This is a genomic window from Acidovorax sp. T1 (assembly GCF_002176815.1).
GTDB lineage: Bacteria > Pseudomonadota > Gammaproteobacteria > Burkholderiales > Burkholderiaceae_C > Acidovorax.
Map to the genome: position 1 here is coordinate 2,681,068 of NZ_CP021648.1, position 12,828 is coordinate 2,693,895.

14 protein-coding genes are annotated in these 12,828 nt (G+C 66.0%); 12 read left to right on the forward strand and 2 right to left on the reverse strand.

Annotated features, from left to right (window positions below):
* Positions 1–15 precede the first annotated feature (15 nt).
* Complete coding sequence (locus CCX87_RS12670) at positions 16–924, reverse strand: SDR family NAD(P)-dependent oxidoreductase (RefSeq protein WP_087746725.1); 909 nt, start codon at positions 922–924, stop codon at positions 16–18.
* A 115-nt stretch (positions 925–1,039) separates the two neighbouring features.
* On the opposite strand from CCX87_RS12670, the gene CCX87_RS12675 reads away from it, so the two are divergent.
* The 12 genes from CCX87_RS12675 to tolA all read left to right on the forward strand — a co-directional run bounded on the left by CCX87_RS12675 (position 1,040) and on the right by tolA (position 10,007).
* Complete coding sequence (locus CCX87_RS12675; RefSeq protein ID WP_087746727.1) at positions 1,040–1,924, forward strand: NUDIX hydrolase; 885 nt, start codon at positions 1,040–1,042, stop codon at positions 1,922–1,924.
* Positions 1,925–2,069: 145 nt separating this feature from the next.
* The gene (locus tag CCX87_RS12680; RefSeq protein WP_087746729.1) at positions 2,070–2,351 is read left to right on the forward strand and encodes a DUF427 domain-containing protein; all 282 of its coding nucleotides are present in this window, start codon (positions 2,070–2,072) and stop codon (positions 2,349–2,351) included.
* 375 nt (positions 2,352–2,726) lie between these two features.
* On the forward strand, positions 2,727–3,362 hold the full coding sequence (locus CCX87_RS12685) for a DUF938 domain-containing protein (protein WP_087746731.1): 636 nt from the start codon (positions 2,727–2,729) through the stop codon (positions 3,360–3,362).
* A 38-nt stretch (positions 3,363–3,400) separates the two neighbouring features.
* The gene (locus CCX87_RS12690; RefSeq protein WP_232476391.1) at positions 3,401–3,676 is read left to right on the forward strand and encodes a 2Fe-2S iron-sulfur cluster-binding protein; all 276 of its coding nucleotides are present in this window, start codon (positions 3,401–3,403) and stop codon (positions 3,674–3,676) included.
* 234 nt (positions 3,677–3,910) lie between these two features.
* Complete coding sequence (ribBA, locus tag CCX87_RS12695; RefSeq protein ID WP_087748317.1) at positions 3,911–5,032, forward strand: bifunctional 3,4-dihydroxy-2-butanone-4-phosphate synthase/GTP cyclohydrolase II; 1,122 nt, start codon at positions 3,911–3,913, stop codon at positions 5,030–5,032.
* A gap of 3 nt (positions 5,033–5,035) precedes the next feature.
* On the forward strand, positions 5,036–5,500 hold the full coding sequence (ribH, locus tag CCX87_RS12700; RefSeq protein WP_087746736.1) for a 6,7-dimethyl-8-ribityllumazine synthase: 465 nt from the start codon (positions 5,036–5,038) through the stop codon (positions 5,498–5,500).
* Positions 5,497–6,066 carry a transcription antitermination factor NusB gene (nusB, locus tag CCX87_RS12705; RefSeq protein WP_087746737.1) on the forward strand — a complete coding sequence of 190 codons (570 nt, stop codon included), beginning with the start codon at positions 5,497–5,499 and terminating at the stop codon, positions 6,064–6,066. Before ribH ends, nusB begins: the two co-directional genes overlap by 4 nt.
* A gap of 97 nt (positions 6,067–6,163) precedes the next feature.
* Positions 6,164–7,348 (forward strand): pyridoxal phosphate-dependent aminotransferase, encoded by a 1,185-nt coding sequence (locus CCX87_RS12710; RefSeq protein ID WP_087746739.1) that lies wholly within the window; start codon positions 6,164–6,166, stop codon positions 7,346–7,348.
* Positions 7,349–7,444: 96 nt separating this feature from the next.
* Positions 7,445–7,861, forward strand: coding sequence for a tol-pal system-associated acyl-CoA thioesterase (gene ybgC, locus CCX87_RS12715; protein WP_087746741.1), 417 nt, complete (start codon positions 7,445–7,447; stop codon positions 7,859–7,861).
* Positions 7,858–8,559: a protein TolQ gene (tolQ, locus tag CCX87_RS12720; protein ID WP_087746743.1), complete on the forward strand. Its 702-nt coding sequence runs from the start codon at positions 7,858–7,860 to the stop codon at positions 8,557–8,559. The genes ybgC and tolQ overlap by 4 nt, the downstream gene beginning before the upstream one ends.
* Positions 8,560–8,573: 14 nt before the next feature.
* The gene (locus CCX87_RS12725) at positions 8,574–8,999 is read left to right on the forward strand and encodes an ExbD/TolR family protein (protein WP_087746745.1); all 426 of its coding nucleotides are present in this window, start codon (positions 8,574–8,576) and stop codon (positions 8,997–8,999) included.
* 27 nt (positions 9,000–9,026) lie between these two features.
* Positions 9,027–10,007: a cell envelope integrity protein TolA gene (gene tolA / locus CCX87_RS12730; RefSeq protein WP_087746747.1), complete on the forward strand. Its 981-nt coding sequence runs from the start codon at positions 9,027–9,029 to the stop codon at positions 10,005–10,007.
* 224 nt (positions 10,008–10,231) lie between these two features.
* On the opposite strand, the gene acnB is transcribed toward tolA, so the two are convergent.
* Entirely contained in the window at positions 10,232–12,817 is a 2,586-nt protein-coding gene (gene acnB / locus CCX87_RS12735; protein WP_087746750.1) for a bifunctional aconitate hydratase 2/2-methylisocitrate dehydratase, read from the reverse strand.
* Between the last annotated feature and the right edge of the window lie 11 nt (positions 12,818–12,828).

Sequence of the window (12,828 nt, forward strand, 5' to 3'; positions counted from 1 at the left end):
CCGCCTGACCTTGCATCAAACCCTTGCCGCCATGGCCTTGCCCACTTCGTTGCTGCCCTGGGCGGCGCCGCTTTGTGGTATCTGCTCGCCGGTGCGGTCGCACGCCTCGGTCAGGCGCGCGGCCAGCTGCTCGGGCACATCGGCGCCCAAGCCCAGGTGAATGCCCTGCGTGAGCGTGATGTGCGCCGCCTCGAAGGTGCCGGCGCCCGCGCACAAAATGGTGCGCGTGGGCGCGCTCTCGTGCGCCAGCACCAGCATGGCGGGCACCACGGCCTCGGGCTTCAGGGCGGCCAGCACCTCCTCGGGCATCAGGCCCTCGGTCATGCGGGTGGCGGCCGTGGGCGCCAGGGCGTTCACATGAATATGGTGCTTGGCACCTTCAATGGCCAGCGTCTGCATCAGGCCCACCTGCGCCAGCTTGGCCGCGCCGTAGTTGGCCTGGCCAAAGTTGCCATACAGGCCGGTGGACGAAGTCGTCATGACGATGCGGCCATATTCCTGCGCCACCATGTGCGGCCACACGGCCTTGCAGCAGTGGGCGGCGCCCATGAGGTGCACGTCCACCACCAGGCGAAAGTCCGCCATGTCCATCTTGGCAAAGCTCTTGTCGCGCAGGATGCCCGCGTTGTTCACCAGAATGTCCACCCGGCCCCAGGCGGCGATGGCCTGCTGCACCATGGCTTCAACCGCCGCAAAGTCGGTGACCGAGGCGCCATTGGCCAGCGCCTCGCCGCCGGCGGCGCGGATTTCATCGACCACCGCCTGCGCCGGGCTGACCGATCCGCCCTCGCCATGCACACCGCTGCCCAGGTCGTTGACCAGCACCTTGGCGCCGCGCGCCGCCAGCGCCAGCGCATGCTGGCGGCCCAGGCCGCCGCCGGCGCCCGTCACGATGGCCACGCGGCCTTTGAAATCAATCGCCATGCTGAAATCACTCCCCTGTGTTGTGATGAATGTGGAAAATACTGCAGCACTCTACGCCACCAAGAGCGCCCCGCCAGTCCATTGCGAGACTGCCCGCTCTCCCACGAAAGCCCCCATGCAGCCTGCCGCACCCGTTGATTCCGAAACGCCCCGCGCAGCCGCCACCGTGGTACTGCTGCGCGACGCCGCTGCCGGCCCCGAGGTGCTGCTGCTGCGCCGCCACGCCAAGGCATCGAACATGGCCGGGGTGTATGTGTTTCCCGGCGGCAAGCTCGATGCCGAAGACTCCACCCTGGATACCATCGCCCACCTCGACCAGCCGCACGCCGCGCTGCACGAGCGCCCGAACGAACCCGGCACCGACCCCGCCACCGCCGCCGGCCTGCATGTGGCCGCGCTGCGCGAAGCGCTGGAGGAATGCGGCCTGTTGCTGGCCGAGCCCCTGGGCGGCACTGCCCCGGTGGATGCCACCCGCGCCCGCGCCATGCTGCGCGCAGGCCAGCCGTTTACTCAGGTGCTGGCCGCACTGCAGTTGCGCCTGCAAACCCGCCAGCTTGCGCCCTGGTCGCGCTGGATCACGCCGCTGGCACCCACCATGGGCACCCGCCGCTTTGACACGCGCTTTTTTGTCGCCCAGGCACCCGCCGACCAGACCGCACGGCACGACGACGAGGAAACCACCGACAGCGTGTGGCTGACGCCGCGCACGGCGCTGGAGCAATACCGCGATGGCCGCATCGACCTGGCCCCACCCCAAATCATGAGCCTGGCCCATCTGGCGCGCCACGCCAGCGTGGCCAGCGTGCTGGCCGCCGCGCGCAGCCAGCGCCCGCCCCTCATCCTGCCCGAGCCGTTCGACCACGAAGGCGTACGCGTGATCTGCTACCCCGGCGATGCCATGCACCCCGTGCGCGAGCGCGCCCTGCCCGGCCCCACCCGGCTGCATTACCGCGAGCGCCGCTTCACCCCGGAAGCGGGCTTTGACGCGCTGTTTGACTGACGCACGAAAATGCGTCGGTGGCGCAGGGTTGCGCAGCCGCACCACCCGGGCCTTGCACGCCTAGCGGAACAAACTATTGAATTGATAGCTACCAGTGCTTATCCCATAAGCGCTAGCGCCCATTTTTACTGCATAAAGGATACCCATGAAAGCCAGCTGGAACGGCGTGGTGGTTGCCGAGAGCGACGACACCGTGGTGGTCGAAGGCAACCATTACTTTCCCGAGAGCGCGCTCAAGCGCGAGTACTTCACCTTCAGCAACCACAAGACCAGCTGCGCATGGAAAGGGCAGGCCAGCTACCTGTCGCTGCTGGTCGATGGCGAGATGAACACCGACGCGGCCTGGTTCTATGCCAATCCCAAGCCCGAGGCCGAAGAGATTCGCGGCCGCGTTGCGTTCTGGAAAGACGTCAAAGTGACCGCCTGAGCCACATTCAAGCCGCATTCAAGCCGCACCAGTTATCCCTGCCCGCGCTGGACAATCATGTGGATAAGTTTTGACAAGCCCTGTATGGCAGCGCCAAGTGCTTGATTTGCAAAGGAATCCTCTGCGCCGCCTGTTTTTTAGGCAGCACAGATCCGCTTGGCACCGGCTTATCCCAGCCCGCACTGGACAATCTTGTGGATAACTTTTGACAAGCCCTGTATGACAGTTCCAAGTCATTGATTGGTAACGGAATCCATCGCATCGCCCAATTTTTAGGCACACTCACCGTGCCAGGCGGGTTGCGCAAGATACTCATCTTTTTATAGCTATCAGCGCTTTACCAGTAAGCGCTAATGCCATTTTTTATCAAAAATCATGCCTTTCGACGCCCGCGCCCACAGCCCAGCCGCCGCGCGCAACAGCGGCCCCATCCTGGCGGTGCTACAGGCCTTGCTGCCCGAGCGCGGCGCGGCGCTGGAGATTGCCAGCGGCACCGGCCAGCACGCAGCCTGCTTTGGCGCGGCCTTGCCCGGCTGGACCTGGCAGCCCACCGATGTGGAGGCCCAGGGTTTCGTCTCGATGGCCGCCTGGAGCGCCGACGCGGGCGCGACCAACGTGCTGCCGCCGCTGCTGCTAAACGTGCTGTCAGACCGCTGGCCCGGCACGGGCCCCGCATTCACGGCCCCTTTTGACCTCATCTACTGCGCCAACATGCTGCACATCGCGCCCTGGGAGTGCTGCGCCGGTCTGATGCAGGGCGCCGCAAGGCACCTGGCGCCCACGGGGCACCTCGTCACCTACGGGCCCTACCTTGAGGACGATGTGCCCACGGCCCCCGGCAACCTGGCGTTCGATGCCAGCCTGCGCGCCCAAAACCCGGCCTGGGGCATCCGTGCACTCGGCGACGTGGCGCGTGAAGCGCAACGCGCCGGCCTGTGCCTGGCCGCACGCCACGCGCTGCCCGCCAACAACCTGCTGCTGGTGTGGCAACGCACCGCTCCCAGCCACTGACCACCCTTGGAACCATGAGCGACTCCTCCCTTTCCCCCATGACCGCGCCTTTTTTCATCGCCCGCGTCGCACCCGACGGCGCGCAGTGCGATGCCTGGCCCGACCAGCCGCTGCTGGTCTCGCTGGAGCAAGGCGGCATCGACTGGCCCAGCTCGTGCCGCAACGGCACCTGCCGCACCTGCCTCGGGCAACTGCGCCAGGGCAGCGTGCGCTACGAGATCGAGTGGCCGGGGCTGTCGTCCGAAGAAATGGCCGAGGGCTGCGTGCTGCCCTGCGTGGCCTATCCCGTGAGCGATGTCGAGCTGCAGGCCTGAACGCGGTATTGCGCGGCAATGGCCTGAACTTGCAGAAACGCCGGCAGGCCGGCCCGGCCTGAACTAAAATCGCCTGCTTTGGAGTTCTGCGCACCGCGCCGATCTCTGCACCGTGCGGCCGCGCCGCATCGCATGTTCTTTGGGGCGGGCCTGGCAGGCCTGCACAGCCGTCTGGCCTCGGGAACCTGCGCTGCAGCCCGACCGCTCACTGCGGCCCCCAACGAAAGCCCTCCCATGAACACCCCCCTCACCCCCGCGCCCATTTCGCCGGTGCAAGACATCGTGGCCGAGATGCGCGCCGGCCGCATGGTCATCCTGGTGGACGAAGAAGACCGTGAAAACGAAGGCGACCTGGTGCTGGCGGCCGACCATGTCACGCCCGAGGCCATCAATTTCATGGCGCGCTTTGGCCGCGGCCTGATCTGCCTGACGCTCACGCGCGAACGCTGCGAACACCTCAAGCTGCCGCCCATGGCCACGCGCAACGGCGCCGCGTACAGCACGGCCTTCACGGTCTCCATCGAGGCCGCCGAGGGCGTGACCACCGGCATCTCGGCCGCCGACCGCGCGCGCACCGTCCAGGTGGCAGTGGCCCGGGGCAGCCAGGCCAGCGACCTGGTGCAGCCCGGTCACATCTTCCCGCTGCAAGCGGTGGATGGCGGCGTGCTCATGCGCGCGGGCCACACCGAGGCCGGATGCGACCTGTCGGCCATGGCCGGCTGCAGCCCCGCCGCCGTGATCTGCGAGATCATGAAAGACGACGGCACCATGGCGCGCCTGCCCGACCTGCAGATTTTTGCAGCCGAACACGGCATCAAGATCGGCACCATCGCCGACCTGATCGAGCACCGCAGCCGCACCGAATCACTGGTCGAAAAGATGGGCCAGCGCACGCTGCACACGGCCTATGGCGAGTTCACCGCCCACGCCTTTCGCGACAAGCCCAGCCGAGCCGTGCACCTGGCGCTGGTCAAGGGCCAGTGGGGCGCCGACGACGTGGTGCCCGTGCGCGTGCACGAACCGCTGTCGGTGCTGGATGCGCTGGAAGTGAACCGCTCCATGCACTCGTGGGGCCTGGACACCAGCCTGCACTACATCGCAGCCCAAGGCCAGGGCGTGGCCGTGCTGCTCAACTGTGGCGAAAGCGCCGCGCAGCTGCTGGAGCAATTTGAAGGCACGGCGCGTGCCGCGCAGGCGCCCGAGCGCGGCCGCATGGACCTGCGCACCTACGGCGTGGGCGCGCAGATTTTGCGCGAAGTGGGCGTTGCCAAGATGCAGCTCATGGGCCAGCCGCGGCGCATGCCCAGCATGGCGGGCTACGGCCTCGAAATCACCGGCTACATCCCCAAGGAATAAACCATGCTTGACGCAGACAAAGGCACAGCAGACAGGCTCGATGGCACGAAACTGCACATCGGCATCGTCCAGGCCCGCTTCAATGAAGGCATCACCAACGCGCTGGCCCAGGCCTGCCGCAGTGCATTGCTGGACCTGGGCGTGCAGGAAAAGCACATCACCCATGTGCGAGTGCCCGGCGCCCTCGAAGTGCCCCTGGCACTGCAGGCCCTGGCCGAGCGCGACGAGTTCGACGCGCTGATCGCGCTGGGCTGCATCATCCGCGGCGAAACCTACCATTTCGAACTGGTGGCCAACGAATCGGGCGCCGCAGTCACGCGCATCGGGCTGGACTACCAAATGCCGATTGCGAACGCCATCCTCACCACCGAAAACCTGGACCAGGCCATTGCGCGCCAGACCGAAAAAGGCCGTGATGCCGCCTACGTGGCGGTGGAAATGGCCCACCTGCTGGAAGAATTGTCATGAGCGAACCCACCACGCCCGCCGCGCCCACGGCGGCACGCCCCCCCAAGCAGGCCCGCACCGGCCTCAAAAGCAACGGCATGCGCAAGGCGGCCTCCAAATCCAACCGCAGCCGCGCCCGCGAGTTCGCGCTGCAGGCGCTGTACCAGCACATCGTGGGCCGCAACGAGGCCACGGCCATTGATGCGTTCACGCGCGATCTGGCCGGCTTTCACAAGGCAGACGCCGCGCACTACAACGCCGTGCTGCACGGCTGCATCAACACGGCCGCCGAGCTCGATGCCCTGATCACCCCGCTGCTTGACCGCAAGATGGCCGAGATCTCGCCCATCGAGCACGCCACCATGTGGATCGGCGTGTATGAGTTCCAGCATTGCCTGGATGTGCCCTGGCGCGTGGTGCTCAACGAATGCATCGAACTGGCCAAGGAATTTGGCGGCACCGACGGCCACAAGTATGTGAATGCCGTGCTCAACGGCCTGGCGCCTCGCCTGCGCGCGGCCGAGGTGGCGGCCGACAAGGGTGCAGCGCCCGCCGCCGCACCCGCCCACACCGACGCTGGCGCCTGAACCAGCGCCTTGACCAGCGCTTGAACCAGCGTTACAGGCCGCCCTGCGGCCCGCCTTTTTCGCCACCACCCGCCCAACGCGGGCAGGATCTCGCCCCATGAAGTTTTCCCGGCGCGCCGAGCGCATTGATCCGTTTTATGTGATGGAAGTCGCCAAGGCCGCACAGGCCATGGCCCGCGAGGTGGCCGGCAGCAGCCAGCCCATGATCTTTCTGAACATTGGCGAGCCCGATTTCACGGCGCCCCCGCTGGTGCAGGAGGCCGCCGCGCGCGCCGTGCGCGATGGCGCCACGCAATACACGCAATCGCTGGGCTACGAGCCCCTGCGCGAACGCATCAGCGGCTGGTACCAGCAGCGCTTTGGCGTCAACGTGCCGGCGCGGCGCATCGTGGTGACGGCGGGTGCTTCGGCGGCGCTGCACCTGGCCTGCCTGGCGCTGATCGAGGCGGGCGACGAAGTGCTGATGCCCGACCCGAGCTATCCGTGCAACCGGCATTTCGTCAGCGCCGCCGAAGGCAACGCCGTGCTGATCCCCACCACCGCCGCCGAGCGCTACCAGCTGAGCGCCGACAAGGTGCAGGCCGCCTGGAACAGCAAGACGCGCGGCGTGCTGCTGGCCTCGCCCTCCAACCCCACGGGCACGTCGATTGCGCCCGATGAACTGCGCCGCATCCACGGCGTGGTGCAGGAGCGCGGCGGCGTGACGATGATCGACGAGATCTATCTGGGCCTCTCATACGACGATGCCTTTGGCCAGACGGCCCTGGCCATCGACGACAACGTCATCAGCATCAACAGCTTCAGCAAATACTTCAACATGACGGGCTGGCGCCTGGGCTGGATGGTGGTGCCCGATGCCATGGTGCCGGTGGTCGAGCGTCTGGCGCAAAACCTGTTCATCTGCGCCAGCACCGTCTCGCAACTGGCGGCCATGGCCTGCTTCGAGCCCGAGAGCATCGCCGAATACGAACGCCGGCGCGCCGAGTTCAAGGCCCGGCGCGACTACTTCATCCCCGAACTGCAGGCCCTGGGCCTGGCCGTGCCCGTGATGCCCGACGGCGCCTTTTATGCCTGGGCCGATTGCACCAGCGCCTGCGAAAAGCTCGGCGTGCAGGGCAGCTGGGACTTTGCCTACGAGCTGATGCGCCGCGCCCATGTGGCCGTGACGCCGGGGCGCGACTTCGGCACAGCCGAGACACAGCGATTCGTGCGCTTCTCCACCGCCAATTCGATGGCGCAGCTGCAGGAATCGGTGGCGCGCCTGCGCGGATTGCTGGGCTGAACTGAAATGAACGGCCCCCACGCTCATCATTGCATGTATCGCTGCCCCCCAAGGGGGCGCTCAGCGCCCTTCGGGCGGCCGTGCGGACGCTGAACCATGCCCTTCGAGTTCCCCATCCGCATCTACTGGGAAGACACCGATGCCGGCGGCATCGTGTTTTATGCCAACTACCTGAAGTTCTTTGAACGCGCCCGCACCGAGTGGCTGCGCTCGCTGGGCATTGGCCAGCAGCAGTTGCGGGAACAAACGGGCGGAATGTTCGTCGTAACCGATGCCCGCCTGCGCTACCTGCGCCCGGCCCGCCTGGACGATGCACTCATTGTTACCGCCCATTTGCAGGAAGCAGGCCGCGCGTCCTTGACAATCGTGCAGCAGGCGCTATTGAATAATGAGCAATTGACCGATCAACCGCGCGTTTTGCTGAGCGAAGGCACCATCCGTATCGGCTGGGTGGACGCCGCCAGCATGCGCCCCGCAAGAATCCCGAGCACCCTTCTGGAACAACTTTCATGAATTCCCAAGACATGTCCATCGTCACCCTGGTGCTGCAAGCCAGCTGGGTGGTGCAACTCGTCATGCTGCTGCTGCTGGGCGTCTCCGTCGCCAGCTGGGCCGCCATCTTCCGCAAGCTGTTTGCCTTGAAGCGCGTCAAGGCACTCAACGAAGATTTCGAGCGCGACTTCTGGTCGGGCACCAGCCTCAACGACCTGTATGCCAGCGCCGCACAAAACGCCAAGAACGCCGGGCCCATGGAACGCATCTTCGCCAGCGGCATGCGCGAACACCAGAAGCTGCGCGAGCGCCGCATCACCGACCCCGGCACGCTGCTCGACGGCGCCCGCCGCGCCATGCGCGCCAGCTTTCAGCGCGAGATGGACGTGGTCGAATCCAGCCTGTCCTTTTTGGGCTCGGTGGCCTCGGTGAGCCCCTACGTGGGCCTGTTCGGCACGGTGTGGGGCATCATGCACGCCTTCACGGGCTTTGCCGGCATGGAGCAGGTCACGCTGGCCACGGTGGCGCCCGGCATCGCCGAAGCCCTGGTGGCCACGGCCCTGGGCCTGTTCGCGGCCATCCCGGCCGTGATCGCCTACAACCGTTTTGCGCGCGACATCGACCGCGTGGCCAACCACCAGGAGACCTTCATCGAAGAGTTCTCCAACATCCTGCAGCGCAACCTGGGCGCCCACCCCGGCTCGCCCTCGGGCCACTGAGCCGGGAGACCGATATGCCCGCAATGGCCTCGCGCACAGGCAGCCGCCGCCGCTCCATGAACGAAATCAACATGGTGCCCTTCATCGACGTGATGCTAGTGCTGCTCATCATCTTCATGGTGACGGCGCCCATGCTCACGCCCAGTTCGGTCAATGTTCCCTCTGTCGGCAAGGGCGCCAAGGTGCCCAAGACCCGGGCCGACGTGATCGTGGAAAAGGACGGCAGCGTGCGCTTCAAGGCCGACGGCAACGAGCGCCCGGTGCCGCTGCAAAACCTGGGCGCCACGGCCAAAAACTGGCTCAAGGACCAGCCCGAGGACACGCCGGTGCTCATCAGCGCCGACAAGGACGTTTCCTACGAATCGGTCATGAAAGCCATGTCGGCCCTGCAACAGGCCGGTGTGGCCCGCGTTGCACTGGCAGTCAAGAGCGGCGGCTGAGCGCCGCCCCGCCCCCACCGTAATCGCATGCACGCCCACGACGACCGCGAACAGTTTGCCCCGCCCCGCCCCCCGGCACGCCTGCGCGCCATTGCGCTGGCCGTGCTGGCACACGCCATCCTGATTGCGGCCCTGACCTGGGGCGTGAACTGGAAAAGCAGCGCCGACATGCCGGCCGTGCAGGCCGAGCTGTGGTCGGCCGTTGCACAACAGGCGGCCCCCAGGGCGGTGGAACCGCCGGCACCCACACCCGAGCCGGTGCCCGAGCCGCCCCCACCCACACCGGCCCCGCCACCCCCACCGCCCCCTCCACGGCAGGCAGAACCCGACACCCGCGAAGCCGACATTGCCATCGAGCGCGAGAAAAAACGCCTGGAGAAAGAAAAGAAAGAGCGCCAGCAGCAGCTCGAACGCGAGAAACGCGAGCGCGAGCGCAAGGAAGAAGAGCGCCGCGAGCGCCTGGAGCAAGAGAAAAAGGAACGCCTGCAAAAGGAAAAGGCCGAACAGCAAAAAGCCGAGCGCGAGAAAGAACGCCTGGACAAGCTGGAAAAGCAAAAGCAACAGGCCGAAGACAAAAAACGCCAGGCGCAGGAAGACAAGCGCAAGCAGGACGCCCTCGCCAAGGCCGATGCCAAGGCGGCCGAAGCCCGCCGCCAGGAAAACATCCGCCGCATGCAAGGCCTGGCCGGCGCCACGGGCGGCGAAAGCGCCACCGGCAAGGCCCTGCGTGATTCAGGCCCCTCGGGCAGCTATGGCGGCAAGGTGGCAGCCAAGGTCCGCCCCAACATCGTGTACCCCGATGCCATCGCCGGCAATCCGCGCGCGGTGGTGCAGGTGCGCGCGGCGCCCGATGGCACCATCGTCGGCACCAAGCTGATCCAGTCCAGCGGCAACAAGGCCTGGGACGACGCCGTGCTGCGCGCACTGGACAAGACCGAGTCGCTGCCCCGCGACGTGGACGGACGCGTTCCATCCACGCTGGAAATCGGTTTTCGCCCGCAGGATTGAAAATTTGACGACGCCGTGGCCGGCCGCCCCGCTGCGCGCGCATTCCGCTGGCGTCGCCGGCCGAAGGCGCATTGGTAGCGCGCGTGCTCGAACCCGGCACAATTTAGAGAAAATAAGCCTCTAGCGCTCATACAGAAAGCGCTATTAGCTATTAAACAAATAGCAAAAAGCCCGATGCTCTCGCGAGCACCGGGCTTTTTTTAGCCTTGAAAGGCGTTGATCGCTCAGGCGGCTACGCCGTCGGCCACGTCCTTGTACTCAGCGATCTGGTCGAAGTTCATGTACTTGTAGATCTTGTCGCCATTGGCGCTGAGCACGCCCATGTCGGCCAGGTATTCGGCCTTGCTCGGGATGCGGCCCAGCTTGGAGCAGATGGCTGACAGTTCGGCAGAACCCAGGTACACGTTGGTGTTTTTGCCCAGGCGGTTGGGGAAATTGCGCGTGCTGGTGGACATCACGGTGGCGCCTTCCTTCACCTGCGCCTGGTTGCCCATGCACAGCGAGCAGCCCGGCATTTCCATGCGGGCACCAGCGGCGCCGAACACGCCGTAGTGACCCTCTTCGGTGAGCTGGTGCGCGTCCATCTTGGTGGGAGGGGCCATCCACAGCTTGACCGGGATGTCCTTCTTGCCTTCGAGCAGCTTGGAAGCTGCGCGGAAGTGGCCGATGTTGGTCATGCACGAGCCAATGAACACTTCATCGATCGGGGCGCCAGCCACGTCCGACAGCGTCTTGGCGTCGTCGGGGTCGTTGGGGCAGCAGACGATGGGCTCGGTGATCTCGGCCAGGTCGATCTCGATCACGGCGGCGTATTCGGCGTCGGCATCGGGTGCCAGCAGCTCGGGCTTGGCCAGCCAGGCTTCCATGGCCTGGATGCGGCGGCCGATGGTGCGCGCGTCGGCATAGCCCTGGGCAATCATGTTCTTGAGCAGCACGATGTTCGAGTTGATGTACTCGATGATCGGCTCCTTGTTCAGGCGCACGGTGCAGCCGGCGGCAGAGCGCTCGGCCGAGGCGTCGGACAGCTCGAATGCCTGCTCGACCTTCATGTCGGGCAGACCTTCGATTTCGAGGATACGGCCCGAGAAGATGTTCTTCTTGCCCTTTTTCTCCACAGTCAGCAGGCCGGCCTTGATGGCGTACAGCGGAATCGCGTGCACCAGGTCACGCAGCGTCACGCCGGGCTGCATCTGGCCCTTGAAGCGCACCAGCACCGACTCCGGCATGTCGAGCGGCATCACGCCCGTGGCCGCGGCAAACGCCACCAGGCCCGAACCTGCGGGGAAGCTGATGCCGATGGGGAAGCGGGTGTGCGAGTCGCCACCGGTGCCCACGGTGTCGGGCAGCAGCATGCGGTTGAGCCAGCTGTGGATGATGCCGTCGCCGGGCTTGAGCGAGATGCCGCCGCGGTTGCTGATGAACTCGGGCAGTTCGTGGTGCATCTTCACGTCCACGGGCTTGGGGTAAGCGGCCGTGTGGCAGAAGGACTGCATCACCAGATCGGAGCTGAAACCCAGGCAGGCCAGGTCTTTCAGCTCGTCGCGCGTCATGGGGCCGGTGGTGTCTTGGGAGCCCACCGAGGTCATCTTGGGCTCGCAATAGGTGCCGGGCAGCACGCCCTGGCCTTCTGGCAGGCCGCAGGCACGGCCGACCATCTTCTGCGCCAGCGTGAAGCCCTTGCCGTGGCCCTTGGGCACTTGCGGCAGACGGAACAGCGTGCTCACGGGCAGGCCCAGCGCCTCGCGCGCCTTGGTGGTGAGGCCCCGGCCGATGATCAGCGGAATGCGGCCGCCGGCGCGCACTTCGTCGAACAGCACGTCGCTCTTGACGGTGAACTCGGCAATGACCTTGCCATCCTTGAGGGCCTTGCCCTCGTAGGGGCGCAGCTCGATGGTGTCGCCCATGTTCATCTGGCTGACGTCGAGTTCGATGGGCAGCGCGCCCGCGTCTTCCATGGTGTTGTAGAAGATGGGAGCGATCTTGCTGCCCAGGCAGACGCCGCCGAAACGCTTGTTCGGCACGAAGGGGATGTCTTCGCCCGTGAACCACAGCACGCTGTTGGTGGCCGACTTGCGGCTCGAACCCGTGCCCACCACGTCACCCACGTAGGCCACGAGGCTGCCCTTGGCGCGCAGGTCTTCGATGAACTTCACCGGGCCGCGCTTGCCGTCTTCCTCAGGGGTGATGCCGTCGCGCTTGTTCTTGAGCATGGCCAGCGCATGCAGCGGAATGTCGGGGCGGCTCCAGGCGTCGGGCGCGGGCGACAGGTCGTCGGTGTTGGTTTCGCCGGTGACCTTGAGCACCGTGAGCTGGATGCTTTGCGGCACTTCAGGGCGGCTGGTGAACCACTCGGCATCGGCCCAGCTTTGCAGCACGGCCTTGGCGAAGGTGTTGCCCTGGTCGGCCTTTTCCTTGACGTCATGGAACTGGTCGAACATCAGCAGGGTTTTCTTCAGGCCCTCGGCCGCCACGGCGGCCACGGCAGCGTCGTCGAGCAGGTCGATCAGCGGCGTGAGGTTGTAGCCGCCCAGCATGGTGCCCAGCAACTCGGTGGCCTTTTCACGGCTGATGAGCGTGCATTTTTCGGTACCGTGCGCCACGGCGGCCAGGTAGCTGGCCTTGACCTTGGCGGCATCGTCCACGCCGGCGGGCACGCGGTGCGTGATCAGATCAAGCAGGGTTGCTTCCTCGCCTGCGGGCGGGTTCTTCAGCAACTCGATCAGTTCGCTGGTCTGCTTGGCGCTCAAAGGCAGGGGCGGAATGCCCAATGCGGCGCGTTCGGCCACATGGTCACGGTAGGCTTTCAACATCGATTTTCTCC

Coding starts and splice junctions, on each gene's coding strand:
- CCX87_RS12670 (WP_087746725.1), bottom strand. CDS start 924: ATGGCGATTGATTTCAAAGGCCGCGTGGCCATCGTGACGGGCGCCGGC.
- CCX87_RS12675 (WP_087746727.1), top strand. CDS start 1,040: ATGCAGCCTGCCGCACCCGTTGATTCCGAAACGCCCCGCGCAGCCGCC.
- CCX87_RS12680 (WP_087746729.1), top strand. CDS start 2,070: ATGAAAGCCAGCTGGAACGGCGTGGTGGTTGCCGAGAGCGACGACACC.
- CCX87_RS12685 (WP_087746731.1), top strand. CDS start 2,727: ATGCCTTTCGACGCCCGCGCCCACAGCCCAGCCGCCGCGCGCAACAGC.
- CCX87_RS12690 (WP_232476391.1), top strand. CDS start 3,401: ATGACCGCGCCTTTTTTCATCGCCCGCGTCGCACCCGACGGCGCGCAG.
- ribBA (WP_087748317.1), top strand. CDS start 3,911: ATGAACACCCCCCTCACCCCCGCGCCCATTTCGCCGGTGCAAGACATC.
- ribH (WP_087746736.1), top strand. CDS start 5,036: ATGCTTGACGCAGACAAAGGCACAGCAGACAGGCTCGATGGCACGAAA.
- nusB (WP_087746737.1), top strand. CDS start 5,497: ATGAGCGAACCCACCACGCCCGCCGCGCCCACGGCGGCACGCCCCCCC.
- CCX87_RS12710 (WP_087746739.1), top strand. CDS start 6,164: ATGAAGTTTTCCCGGCGCGCCGAGCGCATTGATCCGTTTTATGTGATG.
- ybgC (WP_087746741.1), top strand. CDS start 7,445: ATGCCCTTCGAGTTCCCCATCCGCATCTACTGGGAAGACACCGATGCC.
- tolQ (WP_087746743.1), top strand. CDS start 7,858: ATGAATTCCCAAGACATGTCCATCGTCACCCTGGTGCTGCAAGCCAGC.
- CCX87_RS12725 (WP_087746745.1), top strand. CDS start 8,574: ATGCCCGCAATGGCCTCGCGCACAGGCAGCCGCCGCCGCTCCATGAAC.
- tolA (WP_087746747.1), top strand. CDS start 9,027: ATGCACGCCCACGACGACCGCGAACAGTTTGCCCCGCCCCGCCCCCCG.
- acnB (WP_087746750.1), bottom strand. CDS start 12,817: ATGTTGAAAGCCTACCGTGACCATGTGGCCGAACGCGCCGCATTGGGC.